A 16,546-nucleotide genomic window follows, 5' to 3' on the forward strand; every position below is an offset into this window, starting at 1 on the left:
CCCTTTATGTTGTTTTGACAATGCTTCCTTTACTAAGCTCAAGACACTTATAATTTTTATTATCAAGTAAGTGGCTTGCGTGGGTACTAATAATAACAGATGTATAATCATTTTTGAAGGATGATAAAAGATCAAGAATATTTAATGCATTGTCATGATCTAGATTTCCTGTAGGTTCATCGGCAAGTATCAATCTAGGACGTCTAGCAACTGCTCGAGCAATGGCAACCCGTTGACGTTCTCCCCAAGATAGATTATCAACAAGTGAAAAAGTTTTATGTTCAAGACCAACTCTTACTAGCGCATTTTTTGCTTCAATTTCCATTTTGGCTGGAGATAAACCTAAAAATCGCATACCAATCATTACATTTTCCAGAGAGTCTCTACCATTTATCAGTTTAAAATCCTGAAATATGGGGCCCACTAATCTTCGCAATGATCTGATATTATTACCCTCTGCCCTATTCATAGGCTGATGAAGTACTTCGAGAGTTCCCTTTGATGGATATTCAATGCCCATTAGAAGCTTTAGTAAACTGGTTTTACCTGAACCACTAGGACCCAAAATGTAGATAAGCTGACCAGGATCAATTTGTAAGGATATGTCTTTTAATGCCAACGTGCCATCAGGGTATTCAAGATAAACTGCCTGAGCATTAATCATTCTAAGTGCCTCCTCACTTTAATTAGATGAAAAGTTTGGAATAATCATAAGTTCAATTTGCCCATCCTTTATTTCTATAGACTGTAGTACATTTCTACCTAGCAGAGGTTGAAAGTCCATTATAAGCTGAGTATCCTGAAATAGGTCCTTTAGAGAATTATTGTCTAGAGGAAATTCATAAAATGTTCCTCCAAGGACAGTAAAAAGTATACTGGATTTATTAATAATACTAAGGGTACCTTCTAGTACAAGATTTTTATCAGTTAATTCCAGTACGGCTACTTTTGGTAAAAACTTAAAATTAATATTTGACAGTCCTGGCTGTTGGAGTATGATCTCATTAAATGTCTCCTGAGAAAGAGTGCCTTTGATGCCCCTTAAGGTAATGGTTGTTTTAAGCGCATCTATAGGTATCTCCCCTCTGTTAATAGCCATCGAAAGTTCTTTTAAGCTCTCTAAGAAAAATGGTTTAGCTTCAACCCAAGCTATCTGCATTTCATTTAATTGGTTTAGATGCTGTTCTCGTTCATCTTCAAGAGTGATGAGGTAGTTCTCCATTTCTGCTTTAAGATATGAAGTTTTTCGTAGTGAGTCCTCTAGTTGTTCTTCTGCATTTTCTAATTCTAAAAGCATTTCTTGATAAGTGTTTATTTCTAACTCTAATTCACTCTTGCTTTCCTCTAAAGTATTTAAGAGGTCATATGTGTTTCTACCTATGTCTTTTATAGTATTTAGTCTTCTTAGAAAGTCTTTTAGACTATCCGCTTGTAAGATGATCTCTAAATAAGAAGATGCACCCAGTCTTTGATAGCTTCGAAAGACTTGTTTTAATCTATTACTGGTATTTTCATAATTAATCCGTTGCGCCTCAATATTGCTATTTAAATGCTCTATTTTAGAGTTTATAAATGAGATTTCATGTGCTAGAATTTTCTGCTCTTCTTTTACATTTTCCATTTCTATAAGTAGGTTAAATATTTTTTCAATAACTTCCGTTTCTTCGTTAACAAGCAAATCATAATCTTGTTCCATCTCCATTATGGGTCCAGATTGTTGGGCAAAATGTGGTGGTGTAAGAAGCATTATAAAAGATGCAACTAAAATTAGTATCAATAAAGGTTTAGAATAATTAAGTTTGATAAGCATATTTTGGCTCCTTTATCAACTATGACTATCTGATGTAAATTCTATTTTTACTTCAAGATTCCTTTATTGCTTTATTGTATATAAACAGGATTCTTTATTCAGGTGGAGTTTCCCAATTTGGATAAACATATGGTTCTGAAACCATAAAGTATTAATAGTAATGAATTATAGGAAGAAGATAAGAGTAATCACTATCCATTACGAAAGTATTGATTAGATTTATCAACTATAGTAAGATGTTGTGTATAAAGTTAGGGGATGAAAACTATTAAAGAAAATTCAAGAGGATTATTTAACCTAGATATTGATTTTAGTAAATTTTTAATAATTATCGCTGTAGTAATTGGTACTGCAGGGGGATTATTTGCAGTTTTTTTTCAGATGATGATTGGTTGGGCTAATCAGGGGTTTCATGGAGCAAGCAGGAGCTTATTCGGTTTTCTGCCTGGTAACTGGTGGCTAGTGGTTGTCCCAAGTTTAGCTGGAATTATCGTGGGACCATTAGTTTATTTTTTTGCCCGCGAGGCTAAAGGTCATGGAGTACCTGAAGTTATGGAGGCTGTTGCTTTAAAAGGCGGCCGAATGAGGATGAGAGTGATTTTTGTAAAAGCAATTGCCTCTGCATCATCCATTGGTGCAGGTGCTTCCGTGGGACGGGAAGGACCCATTGTTCAAATGGGTTCAGGGATTGGTTCAGTTATGGGCCAGCGTTTTAAGTTAAATGAAGAAAAGATTAAAACCTGTGTGGCATGCGGTGCAGCTGCTGGCATCTCAGCCACCTTTAATGCACCAATTGCCGGTGTTCTTTTTGCCCAGGAAGTAATACTAGGTAGATTTGCCTCGGCTACATTTATCCCTATTGTTATTTCTTCGGTAACTGCCTCGGTTATTGCACAAATGTTCATGGGCGATGTTCCTGCTTTTTTTGTACACGCATATTCTTTGAATCACCCACTTGAATTAATTCTATATTCTTTGTTAGGTGTTTTGGCGGCAATTTCTGCAGTATTATTTGTTAAAGTTTTATATAAAACTGAGGATATCATTGATGAAGTAAAAATACTTCCTGAATGGTCAAAACCTGTTTTCGGGGGAATTGTGATTGGAATGATTGGACTTAAGTTTCCTCAGATCCTTGGGGTTGGATATGAAACAATAGAAGCTGTTTTTCGCGGGGAAATATTGCTGATAACCTTAATTGCCCTGGTGTTTGTTAAAATTATAGCTACATCTTTAACTCTCGGCTCAGGTTTTTCCGGAGGAGTTTTTGCTCCGTCTTTATTTATTGGAGCTACTTTGGGAGGTGCTTTTGGTCTGATAGTACAACAGGTGTTTCCCGGAATATCAATAGACTCTGGTGCTTATGCCATTGTTGGTATGGGAGCTGTTGTAGCCGGAGCAACTCAGGCACCCATTACAGCTATTCTAATCATATTTGAAATGACTCGGGATTACCGAATTATTCTCCCGTTAATGATAGCTGTTGTATTTAGCACCTTGATTTTCTCTTACTTGAGTAAGGATTCTATTTATACCAAAAAATTATCACGTCGAGGCGTTAATCTCCACTTAGGGAAAGATATCAATATTATGAAGAGAATTCGAGTCAAGGAAGTAATGTCCAGTCCTGTTGAAGTTGTTCAGGATACTGATAAGGTTGGCGATGTGATTAAGAAGATGCATAATAGCAAGCATAATGGATTTCCTGTGATGAATTTAGCAGGAGAATTAACCGGAATTATTGCACTGCATGATATTAGAGAAGCACCTGTAAAAGGAATTATGGAAATGCCTGTACTAAGTCTAATGAACCGCAAGCTTATTGTTACTAACCCCGATGAGACACTTGACGATGTCTTTAAAAAACTTGGATTGCATGAAATTGGACATTTGCCTGTAGTTGCTGGTGATAACCCTAAAAAACTGTTAGGTATTATTACCAGAAGTGATATTGTTAAAGCTTATGATAAAAAACTACTTACTACAAAAGAAATAGAGACAGCTTAGAGTTATATATAGTGTTTGTAGCTATTAGCAAAAAGCAGATTACTCTTATCTGTGAGAGGACATACCACAGTTGAAGGTAAAGTAAGTGTTTTGATATATTTGGCCATAAATTTAAGGAGGTTCACTATGGACGACAAAAATACGACAAATTATAAATGAGGAAGTAAAGAGATCTCTACTAGTTTAGTAGATGAGAAAACCTATACCAACAAAGAAGATGCCGGGGGAGAAAGAAATGCATTGGATAGTCAAGAGAACCAATGGGAAGAAGCCTTTAAATGTACTGAAGGCATGTTTGGTAGTAAAGAAAGTTACTGTGCTAGAAAAGCTTTAGAAATCTTTAAAAGAGAAAAGTGTGAGTCTGTACTTGAATTAGGAGCTGGACAGGGAAGGGATACCATCTTTTTTATTAAAAATGGTTTAAGGGTAGATGCACTAGATTATAGTACTAAAGCCCTTGATACTATAGATAATAGAGCAAGACAGTTCAATTTATCAAGTAATGTTAACACTTTGCGTTATGATATCAGAAAGCCTTTGCCGTTTGATGACAACACTTTTGATGCATGTTATTCACATATGTTGTATTGTATGGCCTTGAGTACTGAAGAGCTGAAATTTTTATCAAATGAGATTCAGAGAGTATTAAAACCTAATGCTTTTAACATATATACTGTGAGAAACACTACTGATAAGCATTACAAAGTGGGGGCTCATAGAGGCGAGAGTATGTATCAAGCAGGAGATTTCATAGTTCATTTTTTTGACAAAGCTAAAATTAAAGATTTATCAGAAGGCTATGAAATAGTTGAAATAGAAGACTTTGAAGAAGGTGATCTTCCTAGAAAACTATACTTTGTTGCAATTAGGAAAAAAGCTTAGTAGGTCCGGTTTAAAGTTTGAACTCATAAACCTTCTTGGATAGGTTTATGGCCAACTTAGCATATTCTGGATCCTTCTCGAATAAAATAGGGTAAAATTCTTTAATCATAGCGATATATGGACCCTGATTGTGCCACTACATATTCACTATCTTTAAGGAATTCACGATTGTCTTGGCAACTGCCCGTGCATCATTCCAAAACTATCTAGTCTCTTTTTGTAAAGGTAAAATAATACTCATCTTAGATGGATTAGCAGCAATCTGCTAGAAGAAGCATCTTGACATAAACAGGTTATATACAATAGAATTATGGCAAACAGAATATTAAACAAACGGGTGAATGGGTTGGAAAATGGTACTTGTACCGACCGACGGGGCAAGGGTCTAATAGACTTGAAACTCTCAGGTGTTACCTTGCTAGGTGACGGAGACCATCTCAGGACGTACCTCTGGAGAGACTTGCATTGCAGGCGCCGAAGGATTAATTCTCTCAGGCAGAAGGACAGGGGAAGAGCAAAAAATGTATACAATATACAGATATTGTTGTTTTGCTTTTTTTACATTTGTCTTTAATTCAGAGGTCAAGGTTTTTAACCTTGATTTTTTGTTTTTTAAAAGCTTTCCAGGTATAGTGAATGCAGGGGGGAGAGTTAACTCAACATCTGTGTTTACGTTTGGAAATTTAGAGATTGAAAAGGGGGAGGCAAAATGAACGAAGGATTTATTACCCAGTTGATGAATATTTCGGAAGAAGACCAAGTTGAGAAAGTTCATGGTAATGTGGTATTTTTCCCTTATGATACTGGGGAAGTTAGTGCCGTGTTGAAGCTAGCTTATGAAAATGGAATCCAGATTTTTGTCCAGCAAAAGCCAGGTAATCGTGTAGAGCAACACTCTGGAAAGCTAGTAATTAATCTGGCTAAAATGGATACGTATTTTGAAATAGACAAAGAAAACTTAACAGCATCAGTCCATACTGGAATTACTCTGGACAGGTTTCAATCCAAACTTCTTGAGGAAGGCTTATACTTCCCACCTGTTTCTATTTGGGATTACGATGCTTTTGTGGCAACAGCCATTGCTACTAATGCTGTTGGTATTAACTCAGGAAAGTATGGAAGATGGAGAGAGTATGTAGTTGGTATGGAGGCTGTCTTATCATCAGGAGAACTAATTGAGCTTGGGGGTAAAATTATTAAATATGTTTCAGGACTTGATCTAATGAGCCTTTTTATAGGGTCTCAAAACCAGTTAGGGATTGTTTCAAAAGTGACAGTTCGTTTGCTTCCAAAACCAGAGGCAAAAAGGCTTCTTGTTTGTAGGTTTGCTTCTCTAGCTGATGCGGTAGCTGCTACTGATAGCCTAACACAAAGAGGATTAGCCCCAGCTCGTAATGAAATACTTTCCCCTAAGATAGCAGACAAAATGGAGTTTTCCGGTAAAAGTAGTGGTCAGTTTGTAGTCTTAACTGAGGTAGAGGGGTTTTATGAATCACTAAGTCGTCAAGTGGCAGAAATAGAGGTAGCTTACAAAAAATTTGCTATTGAAACTGCTACAATAATTGAACACGAGGATCAGATTTATAGGATTTGGCAGAAATATTTTGATGCTGCTGATAGCTATAAAAGCAATTCATATTATAATATTACAATTCTTCCTTCTGAGCTTCCAAGCTTAATGGGAACCCTGGAGAAGACTAAGAACGATTTGGATATAGACTTTGAAGCAATAATTCATACGAGCATTGGTAATATTGAGTTGTTTGTTGATATTCATGATATTGATAAACTAGAGGAGTTTAAGGATTCTTTAATGAAGGTTGTGCTTTTACTTGCTGGTAAAGTGGCTAGTAAAAAGATTGGAGTTGGTTCACATATCTCAACAACTGAGAAATTGGAAGAGGGCTTACGTGTTTTGTTTGATCCGAAACAGATATTGGCAGGCAAGGGAGGTGGACAATAATGCTCACATCAGCTGTTGTTGAAGAATTAAGAAGCATTGTAGGGGCTAAAAATACTTTAACTGAAAAAGATGAATGTTTTGACTATGGGTATGATGCTACCCTAAAAGAGTATTCTGCTGATGCAGTTGTCTTCCCACGCAGTACAGAAGAGGTTGTGCAGATTATAAAACTAGCAAACAGGGAACAAATAGCGGTAATCTCAAGGGGAGCGGGAACAAACCTGAGTGGTGGCACAGTACCACATCAGGGGGGAGTAGTATTAAATTTAACAAGAATGAATAGGGTTTTAGAAATAGATACCAAAAACAATTTGGCTGTAGTTGAGCCAGGAATTGTAAATAATGATTTTCAAGAGATCCTTGCACCTTATGGCTATTACTTTTCCCCTGACCCTGCTAGTATGAAGGTTTGTACTATTGGGGGGAATGTTGCCGAATGTGCAGGAGGGCCAAGGTGCTTAAAATACGGGGTGACCAGGGAATATATTCGAGGACTAGAGGTTGTATTGCCTTCGGGTGAGGTAGTGGTAACCGGAAGTAAAAACAGATTTACAAATGATGGCTTCGACTTAACAAAATTAATGATAGCATCTGAGGGTATATTAGGTGTTTTTACGAAAATATTTGTAAGCATTACTCCAATGGGGGAAGCAAAAAAGACGATGCTTTGTTCCTTTGATAAAATTGAGGATGCTAGTAAAACGGTTGCTAATATCATCGGTGAGGGGATTGTTCCTACTACACTAGAAATGATGGATAATCTTCTTATCAATTGTGCTGAGGACCATACGAAAGTGGGTTTGCCTAGGGATGCTGCAGCCATTTTGTTGATAGAAGTGGATGGGTATAATGAGGATTTACCCAGACAGGTAGAAACCATACGTGGGGTATGCAACAAAAATAATGTACGTGAATTCAAGGTTGCAGAATCTGCAGCAGAGGTTGATCAATTATGGGTTGCTAGAAGAACTGTAATAGGTGCAGTAGCACGGAGGAGACCGTCCTATTCAATGCAGGATGTTACTGTTCCAAGAAATCAAATGCCTGCAATCGTAAATAAAATAGTTGAAATCTCAGCTAAGTTTGATTTACCAATTGGTGTTCTAGCTCACGCAGGTGACGGAAACCTTCATCCTCTTGTCCTTTTTGATGAGCGTGATAAGGTAGAAGTGGAAAAGGTCCATCAGGCAGAAGGTGAGATTTGTAAAGCAGCTCTTGAGCTTGGAGGTACTTTAAGTGGAGAGCATGGAATAGGTACTTTAAAACTACAGTATTTAGAGTGGGAGTTTTCCAAGGCTACTATTGATATTATGAAGGGAATTAAGAAGTTGTTTGATCCAAATAACATTTTAAACCCTGGAAAAGTAGTGGGGGTGTAGTTTTGAGCATATTAAATACAAAAGAGATATATGAAAAGTTAAATAGCTGTAATAAGTGTGGTTTTTGCCAGGCAACCTGCCGGGTGTACAAGGAGACACTAAATGAATTTAATTGTGCTAGAGGTAGAATTAAGCTTATAAAGGCTGTTGCAGATGGTGTTTTAGAACGGAATAGGTTTTATGAGGATGCGATTAATAGTTGTACTTTATGCTTAGAATGTACCAAGACATGCCCTAGTGCTGTGCCAACGACACAATTAATATTGGCAGCCAGGCAGGACTTAGCTCAGAAAAAAGGCTTGGGTTTTTCCAAAAGGATTGCGTTAAAAAGTGTTTTACCTAATAATTCTTTACGAAAGGTCTCCTTTAGTTCAGCTAAGATGGTAAAAAACATGAAAAGATTCCATAAGTTTAGGGGTATTGATGTTGCTGGTATGCCAATTTCAGATGAGAGCTTTTTGGATATGGCACATAGAATTCCAAAGCTCCAAAATCCCAGACACAAGGTTGCATTCTTTGTAGGATGTATGCTCAACCATACTATGGCTGATACAGCATATAATCTTGTGAAAGTTCTTCATGCAAATAACGTAGAGGTTGTTGTGCCAAAGGAACAGCGCTGTTGTGGGACCCCACAGCATGTATATGGTGATCTTGGTACAGTTTCTGCCTTGGCAAAGCATAATATTGATTTGTTCAATAAGCTAGAGGTTGATGCTATTATTATAGGTTGTGCATCTTGTGGTGGCATGCTAAAAACCTATGGTGATCATCTTCAGACTAACGTGGACTTAAACGAAGAAGCTAAGAAATTTTCATCAAAAGTTAAAGATATTAATGAATACCTAGTTGATGAATTAAAAATTGATTTATCATTGATGCAGGGTATATATTGTAAAGTCACTTATCATGATCCATGTCATTTAGTACGTGCTCAGAGTGTGAATGCACAACCAAGAAAAATATTAAAAGAGTTACCGGGAGTAGAATATAGTGAAATGCATAATGCTAGTAATTGTTGTGGAGCTGCAGGCATGTTCCAAGGCTATTTTCCTGAGATAGCTGTTCCTATTACTCAAAAAAAGATAGATGATATAATAAAAACTGGTGCAGATACAGTAATTACATCATGTCCAGCTTGTAAAAATAGGATTCAAGGCAGTTTAAATCTTGGTGGCCACAAGCATAAAGTCCTTCACATTGTAGATTTACTTGCTAAAGCCTATGAATTGGAAAAGGGTTAGAACAGATACGGTAATTACTAAATCATACTAATTATAAATAGACTTAGTAGGGCCTCAATTAAGCATAAATAATAGTGAATAATCAGGCTAATTTCTATTTAGGCCTGATTTTTTATTTATAAGCAACTCGCATTAACCAATAATTTATTTCCTTGCTATTCCAGCCAATGTCCCATGGTACCTATACCTATCAGAATTATGGGAATTAACTAGTGCATAGCCTTTAGAATCCGCTCCAGTAACAATAGATATGTGGGCAATTTCTCCTTTTTCTTCGTAAGCTATATAATCTCCTGCTAGCAGTCTATAGGAAGCTTCAAGGACCTTATCATAAGGTCCTTGGGCAATGATAGATGCCTTTTTATTATTCAAACATATAGTCAATAAAAAATTCATAAAAAATTCTAATTTTAAGGTAGGAAGATTGTAGCTTTCCCCGAATGCCTTAATGTAATGGTTGTTTAATGTACATAATGTGCGAGAAAAGTAAACTCGTTCAGCCAAAGCTGAACATCGGGGAATCAGATGGAGACTCTACTCCACCTGATTTAGAGCCCACTTCAATAACGCATATAGAATATTATGGATAAATCAGGAGGTAGATTCAATGAAAAAGAAGGGCGCTTTTTTCATGATTATTTTACTAACGATTCTATTAATAATAAGTGGATGTGGGGGAAATAATGTTGATGTTCTGATACCTGAAGAGCCCGAATTATCCTCATTAGAATTAGCCGAAATGATTAGTGGTGAGTCGAAAACCTCTACACATCAATATGCAAAAGTGGAAACTACAGATAGAGGAATCGGGTGCGCTAAATGCCATGATGGAGTGGAATTTGCTGATAAAGCTGAATATACAGATCTGGAGTTTCAACCACCTCATCAAACAGGAATTAGTTGCCAAGCATGTCATACTGGATTTGGAAAAACAACTATGGAGTCAGGTTTAGCTCAGTGACCTTTTATTAGTGAACCAACTGAAGCAGGTGCTGGTGCTACACTCCAGCTGAATGGTGGATCATTATTGGAGGCATTGCTGCTTCAACACTAATTTATAGCGGGGTGTAAAATATCTTTCTTTACTACAATAATAAAGCTGTCAAATTAGGTAGCTTTATTATTGTTGTACAGGAGTCACTAATATTTGCGGTAGATAAAAACTTTTTAGAATTTGATGTCTATTCTATAGGAGTGCTTGTTTAAAAGCGGAATATTACGGGGAATACCCCAATAAGTACAATTATAGGTAAAGGATTCTATAGTGACTATGTCGAATTTTTAAGAAATTGTTCTAATTTTAGTAAATCCGCAAAGTATTTAATACTTCACTAGTGTCTAAGACCTGGTGATTTCAAAAAAAGTTATAGATTAAAAAATAATTAAGGTAGTTAAGGAGGTTAGACAAAAAGATGGTAGACAAAACAAAAGTAGCAACTAGTAAATCAATTAAATTCAAATTAATTGTTATACCTCTAATACTTGTATTTATTGCAATTGCAGGATTGGCTGGTATTTCGTCCAATCTTATGAGAAATGGCATGCTTGGGCAGATGAGAGATAATGGGTTTGTCCTTGGACACGAAGTTATAAAGCAAGTAGAGGTTGCTGCAGTATCAGAAGACACTATTACTGAAATGATAGAAAACAACATAAGGTCAGCTTCACAAATTGTATTTTCAAATCAAAATAACCTAAGTAATGAATTCTTAACACAGCTAGCAAGAGATTTAGATTTAGATGGATTGTATTGGTTTAATAATGAGGGTGAAATAATCTATTCAACTGATGAAGGATACTTGGGCTGGATTCCAGAACAAGGACACCCACTTTATGATTTTATGTTAAATGATGATCTTGAATTGATGGAAGATATTAGAGCGGATGCAGAATATGGTACCTTAATTAAATATGGAGCCGTTAAGAATCCTGCAGATGGCACTTTTGTACAGGCCGGAGTTACTGCTGATGCAGTTCAAGCTTTAACAGAACAATTTAGCTATCAGAATATTGTAGACGCTTTAGCTAATAGTGAAGATATAGTATATGCATTAATTGTAGATACAGATCTAATAGCTATAGCTGATAGTGATCAAGAAGATATAGGGGCAAATTATGAGGGTGATGAAGTATATCTTAGTGCTTTAGCTGGAGATCAAACTTCTTCAGAATGGGAAGATGAAGACAGAGGGGTTACTATTTATGAAGTAGTATCCCCGTTAGAAATAGGTGGGGAAATAATTGGCATATCTGTCATAGGTTTTTCCATGGAGGAAGTTTATTCTACAGTAAATAACAATCTGCTAATGATCATCGCTCTAGGGGCTCTATTCTTTATCGTTTTAGGTACAATATTATTTAGTGTATCAAATTATGTAGTAAGAACAGTAAATACTGTAAAAGATAATTTAAACTTAATGGCATCAGGAGACTTTACAAAGGAAGTGTCTAATGAGCTATTGAATAAAAAGGATGAATTTGGAGAAATATCTAATGCATTAAAGGATATGCAGTATTCTTTAAGAAGCCTGGTAGGAAATGTAGTTAATAGTTCTGAACAAGTAGCATCTGCTTCAGAAGAGTTGTCTGCTACTACTGAACAATCATCAGCAGCTACAGAAGAAGTTTCTAAAACGATAGACGAAATAGCAAAAGGTGCAGGAGAGCAAGCTACTGATACAGAAATGGGTTCCGGGAAAGCTAATGAGCTTGGGGAAATAGTAGAAAACAATCAAAAATTTATGCAAGAATTAAATCAGTCTTCTGAAAAAGTTGTTCAGTTAAAAAATGAAGGAATCAAGATAGTAGATGTATTGCAACAAAAAACATCAGAAAGTAATAATGCTGCAGGAAAAATATTTGCTTCTATCAAAGAGACTAATGATAGTGCAGCAAAAATAAATGTTGCAAGTCAGGCAATTCAAAGTATAGCTGATCAAACAAACCTTCTTGCCTTAAATGCTGCAATTGAAGCAGCAAGGGCAGGAGAAGCAGGAAAAGGATTTGCTGTAGTAGCAGATGAAATACGTAAACTTGCAGAACAATCAACAGAATCAGCCAAGGAAATTGAAAGCGTTGTTCAGGAGCTACAAGGAAAATCAAACAACGCAATTATAACAATGGAAAGTGTAAGGAGTATAGTAGACGAACAAGAAAAGGCAGCTACAGAAACTGGCGAAAAGTTTAGTGGAATTGCTGAAGCAATTGAAACTACCAAACGAGTAATAGAGAAACTGAACGTTTCGGGAACAGAAATTAAAAACAAGAAGAATGAAATTTTAGGGGTTTTGGATAATTTATCTGCAATAGCTGAGGAAAATGCAGCTTCAACAGAAGAAGTATCAGCTTCAGCAGAGGAGCTCCATGCTGCAATCACGCGGATATCAGGTGCAAGCGAAAGTCTTTCAGGCCTTGCACAGGAACTGCAGCTAGAAGTTACAAAATTTAAAGTATAGGACAAGGTGTTAGCCAAACCCTTAGAAAATAGGGTTTGGCTATTTTTTTATTATTCACTATAAGCTTTTTTTGAAGTTTTTGTTAAGATTAGTGAATATGGACTAATAAGGATGAGGGTTATGTTAGAATGTGTTCAAAGTGTAAGCCTATATATATTCAGCATGTAAAGGAGATAAAAATGTATGAATGAAGATAAACATACGAATGACCATCATCAACATGATAACCATTTTGAGGATAAGGGCGTAGAGACAAAAAATGGTCATGGAGAACACAAGAACCATCATCAACATATGCTTGAAGAGTTTAAAAAACGCTTATTAGTTTGTATGGTTTTAACTATACCTATACTCATTCTTTCTCCGATGATTCAGCAATTTTTAGTGTTTGAAATTAGTTTTCATGGTGATATATACCTACTATTTACATTGGCAAGTGCAGTATTTTTTTATGGAGGTTGGCCATTTCTTCGAGAGAGTGTAAAAGAACTAAAGAAGAAAGAACCAGGAATGATGACATTAATTGCTTTAGCTATTACTGTGTCCTATGTATATAGTAGTGTGACAGTAATGGGTTTGCCTGGAGATGACTTTTTCTGGGAACTGGCTACTTTAATAGATATAATGCTTGTGGGTCATTGGATTGAAATGCGCTCAGTAACGGGGGCTTCTAATGCTTTAGAAGAATTAGTTAAATTATTACCCTCCAAAGCTAATCTAATTAAAAACAATGGGGAAGTAGTTAAAGTACCTATAGAAGAAGTCGAAAAGGGAGATCACATCTTAGTTAAACCTGGAGAAAAAGTCCCGATTGATGGTGAAATAGTAAAAGGTCATTCAACTTTAGATGAGTCACTTATAACTGGGGAATCTATTCCAGTTGAAAAAAAGGCTGAAAGTAAGGTAATAGCTGGGTCCATCAATGGTGATGGCTCACTAACTATTAAAGTAGAGAAGCTGGGTCATGAAAGCTATTTATCACAAGTAATTGAATTAGTAAAGAATGCCCAGAAAAGTAAATCTAAAACCCAAAATTTATCTGATAGAGCTGCAAAATGGTTGTTTTATATGGCACTATTTGCTGGCATTACGACACTTATTGTCTGGTTAACGGTGGGGGCGGAACTTCCTTTTGCCATAGAAAGAATGGTAACTGTCATGATAATAGCTTGCCCCCATGCTTTGGGACTAGCAGTTCCTTTGGTTGTAGCCATGTCTACAACACTATCAGCCAAGAATGGGTTGTTAATTAGAAATAGAACTAATTTTGAAAATGCAAGAAACATAAATGCTATTGTCTTCGATAAAACAGGAACATTAACAGAGGGTAAATTTGGAATAACAGATATAGTATTGTTGGATAATAACAATGAAGCTGAATTACTTAAAATGGCTGCATCTATAGAAAGTCATTCTCAGCATCCAATAGCAAAGGGTATTACTCAAGAAGCTATTAATCGTAAAATAGAACTGGTTGACCCGGATGAATTTAAATCAATTACTGGTAAGGGTCTGTACGGTAAGATTGACGATAAAAAGGTTCATGTAGTTAGCCCTGGGTATTTGCAGGCTGAAAACATTGCATTTTCTAAAGAAAAGTATGAGAAGTTAGCCAAACAGGGAAAGACTGTAGTATTTGTAATAATTGATGATAAGGTTAGTGGAATGATTGCTCTTGCAGATCAGGTTCGTGAAAGTGCTAAAGAAACAATTTCAGAGCTAAAAAAATTGGGCATAAAATCTATAATGCTAACTGGAGACAATAATCAGGTTGCAAAATGGGTAGGAGAAGAACTTGGAATAGATGAAATCTTCGCTGAAGTTTTACCTGATGAGAAAGCAAAGAAAATAGAAGAGATTAAAAATGAGGGGTATATTGTGGCAATGACTGGTGATGGTGTTAACGATGCCCCTGCACTAGCAACAGCAGATTTAGGCATTGCTATTGGGGCAGGTACAGATGTTGCGATGGAAACTGCTGATGTCATACTGGTTAAAAGCAACCCCAAAGATGTGTTATCGTTAATCAAGCTCTCCAAAGCTACGTACAAAAAGATGCTTCAAAACCTCTGGTGGGCAGCAGGTTATAACATTGTAGCTATTCCTCTTGCTGCAGGAATTTTATATCAATACGGGGTGCTATTAAACCCTGCCATAGGAGCAGTATTAATGTCATTGAGTACAGTAATTGTTGCAGTTAATGCGCAGTTATTAAGGAGAACTGAATAGAGCTAAACACATATTTAATATAAATGAAAAGGGATAGTTATTAAACACCAAAAGGATATAAGGAAAAATAGTATGAATGGCCTATTCTTTTACCTAAATGAACCTAGGATAAATTATCTTCATTATTTAAGTAGTATATATAATTTAGCTTAAAGTTAAATTTCAACCTCCATATAGGGGTGACCTTAAAGAGCGAGATAGAGGCTTAAAAGGGCGCCTTTCTTTTTGACAATCATAGAACATATGTTTGAATTACTAGCGATTTATGGTAGAATAATAGTACTATTATTGATGATGTTCTGGAGAAGGGAAAGGCATTAATGGATCTGGAAAAAAAGGTTGAAATTCTATCAGAGAGTGCAAAATATGATGTGTCATGTTCCTCTAGTGGCAGTAAACGGAGAAATACTAAGGGTGGAATAGGCAATGGAGCCTATTCTGGCATCTGCCATAGCTGGTCAGAGGATGGCAGGTGTATATCACTATTAAAAATACTTTACACAAATTACTGCATATATGACTGTATTTATTGTATAAACAGGCACTCTAATGATATTCAAAGAGCGGCTTTTACATCTGAAGAGCTAGCTGAGCTTACAATAAACTTTTATAGAAGGAATTATATTGAAGGACTGTTCTTGAGCTCAGGAATTATTAAAAATCCAGACTACACAATGGAACAGTTAATCAAGGTAATGAGATTACTAAGAGAGACCAAAAAATTTAATGGATATATACATGTAAAAGCTATTCCAGGTGCTGATAGTAGATTGATCTCAATAGCGGGGCAATATGCTGATAGAATGAGTGTAAACATTGAACTGCCAACTGGAGCAGGCCTCAGCTTACTGGCACCCCAGAAAACAAAAACTGCTATTGTGGGATCTATGGGTTTAATTTCTAACAAAATTAAGCAAAACAAGGATGAAAAAAGGACTTTTAAGAAGGTTCTTCCATTTGCTCCTGCTGGACAAAGTACTCAACTAATAATAGGAGCAACTCCTGACGATGATTTAAATATTTTAAGTTTATCACAAGGTTTGTATGGAAGGTTTGGATTAAAAAGAGTATATTATTCAGCGTATGTACCAGTTAATACGCAAAGTTCACTACTCCCATCAATAGCTAGTCCGCCTATGGTTCGTGAAAACCGACTGTACCAAGCAGATTGGCTTTTACGTTTTTATGGTTTTAAAGCGGAAGAGATTTTAAATGAAAAGCATCGCAATTTAGAGTTAGACCTAGATCCAAAGAGTGGTTGGGCATTGAGGAATATGAATATTTTCCCAATTGAAATTAATAAAGCTGATTATGAAATGCTTTTACGAGTACCTGGAATTGGTGTTAAATCAGCTCGGAAAATTTTAGCCTCTAGAAGAGTAAGTACGATTACCTTTGATGGGTTACAAAAAATAGGAGTAATTTTAAAAAGAGCACGCCACTTTATTACCTGCCAGGGGAAATACTATGGAGAAAAAGGTTTTAATGAAGAGCTTATTCGTCTTTCAATTACAAATCGTTCATTATTCCTACCTACACAGCTTACCATCTTTAGTGAAGAGTCTTTGAATTCCTAA

13 protein-coding genes are annotated in these 16,546 nt (G+C 36.2%); 10 read left to right on the forward strand and 3 right to left on the reverse strand.

Going from position 1 to position 16,546, the window contains the following annotated elements; translation table 11 throughout:
- Positions 1-4: 4 nt before the first annotated feature.
- Entirely contained in the window at positions 5-664 is a 660-nt protein-coding gene (locus tag APF76_00335) for an ABC transporter (GenBank protein KUO49729.1), read from the reverse strand.
- 18 nt (positions 665-682) lie between these two features.
- A complete protein-coding gene (locus tag APF76_00340) occupies positions 683-1,810 on the reverse strand; it encodes a hypothetical protein (GenBank protein KUO49730.1) in 1,128 nt (375 codons plus the stop codon).
- Between the two features lie 258 nt (positions 1,811-2,068).
- Between APF76_00340 and APF76_00345 the strand changes: the two genes are divergently transcribed.
- From APF76_00345 to APF76_00370, 6 genes are all read left to right on the forward strand, one after another.
- Complete coding sequence (locus tag APF76_00345; GenBank protein ID KUO49731.1) at positions 2,069-3,817, forward strand: hypothetical protein; 1,749 nt, start codon at positions 2,069-2,071, stop codon at positions 3,815-3,817.
- Between the two features lie 171 nt (positions 3,818-3,988).
- Positions 3,989-4,699, forward strand: a complete 711-nt coding sequence (locus APF76_00350; GenBank protein ID KUO49732.1) for a 6-O-methylguanine DNA methyltransferase — start codon at positions 3,989-3,991, stop codon at positions 4,697-4,699.
- A gap of 422 nt (positions 4,700-5,121) precedes the next feature.
- Positions 5,122-5,412, forward strand: a complete 291-nt coding sequence (locus tag APF76_00355) for a hypothetical protein (protein KUO49733.1) — start codon at positions 5,122-5,124, stop codon at positions 5,410-5,412.
- Entirely contained in the window at positions 5,409-6,662 is a 1,254-nt protein-coding gene (locus tag APF76_00360; protein ID KUO49734.1) for a hypothetical protein, read from the forward strand. Before APF76_00355 ends, APF76_00360 begins: the two co-directional genes overlap by 4 nt.
- Complete coding sequence (locus tag APF76_00365; GenBank protein ID KUO49735.1) at positions 6,662-8,041, forward strand: hypothetical protein; 1,380 nt, start codon at positions 6,662-6,664, stop codon at positions 8,039-8,041. Before APF76_00360 ends, APF76_00365 begins: the two co-directional genes overlap by 1 nt.
- Positions 8,042-8,043: 2 nt before the next feature.
- A complete protein-coding gene (locus tag APF76_00370; GenBank protein ID KUO49736.1) occupies positions 8,044-9,285 on the forward strand; it encodes a hypothetical protein in 1,242 nt (413 codons plus the stop codon).
- Between the two features lie 144 nt (positions 9,286-9,429).
- Here the strand turns inward: APF76_00370 and APF76_00375 are convergent, their stop codons facing one another.
- Positions 9,430-9,789, reverse strand: coding sequence for a hypothetical protein (locus tag APF76_00375; protein KUO49737.1), 360 nt, complete (start codon positions 9,787-9,789; stop codon positions 9,430-9,432).
- 103 nt (positions 9,790-9,892) lie between these two features.
- Here APF76_00375 and APF76_00380 point away from each other — a divergent pair, with 103 nt between their 5' ends.
- The 4 genes from APF76_00380 to APF76_00395 all read left to right on the forward strand — a co-directional run bounded on the left by APF76_00380 (position 9,893) and on the right by APF76_00395 (position 16,546).
- On the forward strand, positions 9,893-10,246 hold the full coding sequence (locus tag APF76_00380; protein ID KUO49738.1) for a hypothetical protein: 354 nt from the start codon (positions 9,893-9,895) through the stop codon (positions 10,244-10,246).
- A 451-nt stretch (positions 10,247-10,697) separates the two neighbouring features.
- On the forward strand, positions 10,698-12,740 hold the full coding sequence (locus tag APF76_00385) for a hypothetical protein (GenBank protein ID KUO49739.1): 2,043 nt from the start codon (positions 10,698-10,700) through the stop codon (positions 12,738-12,740).
- Between the two features lie 183 nt (positions 12,741-12,923).
- Entirely contained in the window at positions 12,924-14,969 is a 2,046-nt protein-coding gene (locus APF76_00390; protein ID KUO49740.1) for an ATPase, read from the forward strand.
- A gap of 320 nt (positions 14,970-15,289) precedes the next feature.
- On the forward strand, positions 15,290-16,546 hold the full coding sequence (locus tag APF76_00395) for a biotin synthase (protein ID KUO49741.1): 1,257 nt from the start codon (positions 15,290-15,292) through the stop codon (positions 16,544-16,546).

Source organism: Desulfitibacter sp. BRH_c19 (genome assembly GCA_001515945.1).
Taxonomy (GTDB): Bacteria; Bacillota; DSM-16504; order Desulfitibacterales; family Desulfitibacteraceae; genus Desulfitibacter.

Excerpts from the sequence above, each read along its gene's own strand:
- APF76_00365 (KUO49735.1), top strand. The coding sequence starts at position 6,662 with ATGCTCACATCAGCTGTTGTTGAAGAATTAAGAAGCATTGTAGGGGCT.
- APF76_00390 (KUO49740.1), top strand. The coding sequence starts at position 12,924 with ATGAATGAAGATAAACATACGAATGACCATCATCAACATGATAACCAT.
- APF76_00385 (KUO49739.1), top strand. The coding sequence starts at position 10,698 with ATGGTAGACAAAACAAAAGTAGCAACTAGTAAATCAATTAAATTCAAA.
- APF76_00335 (KUO49729.1), bottom strand. The coding sequence starts at position 664 with ATGATTAATGCTCAGGCAGTTTATCTTGAATACCCTGATGGCACGTTG.
- APF76_00345 (KUO49731.1), top strand. The coding sequence starts at position 2,069 with ATGAAAACTATTAAAGAAAATTCAAGAGGATTATTTAACCTAGATATT.
- APF76_00395 (KUO49741.1), top strand. The coding sequence starts at position 15,290 with ATGGATCTGGAAAAAAAGGTTGAAATTCTATCAGAGAGTGCAAAATAT.
- APF76_00360 (KUO49734.1), top strand. The coding sequence starts at position 5,409 with ATGAACGAAGGATTTATTACCCAGTTGATGAATATTTCGGAAGAAGAC.
- APF76_00340 (KUO49730.1), bottom strand. The coding sequence starts at position 1,810 with ATGCTTATCAAACTTAATTATTCTAAACCTTTATTGATACTAATTTTA.
- APF76_00380 (KUO49738.1), top strand. The coding sequence starts at position 9,893 with ATGAAAAAGAAGGGCGCTTTTTTCATGATTATTTTACTAACGATTCTA.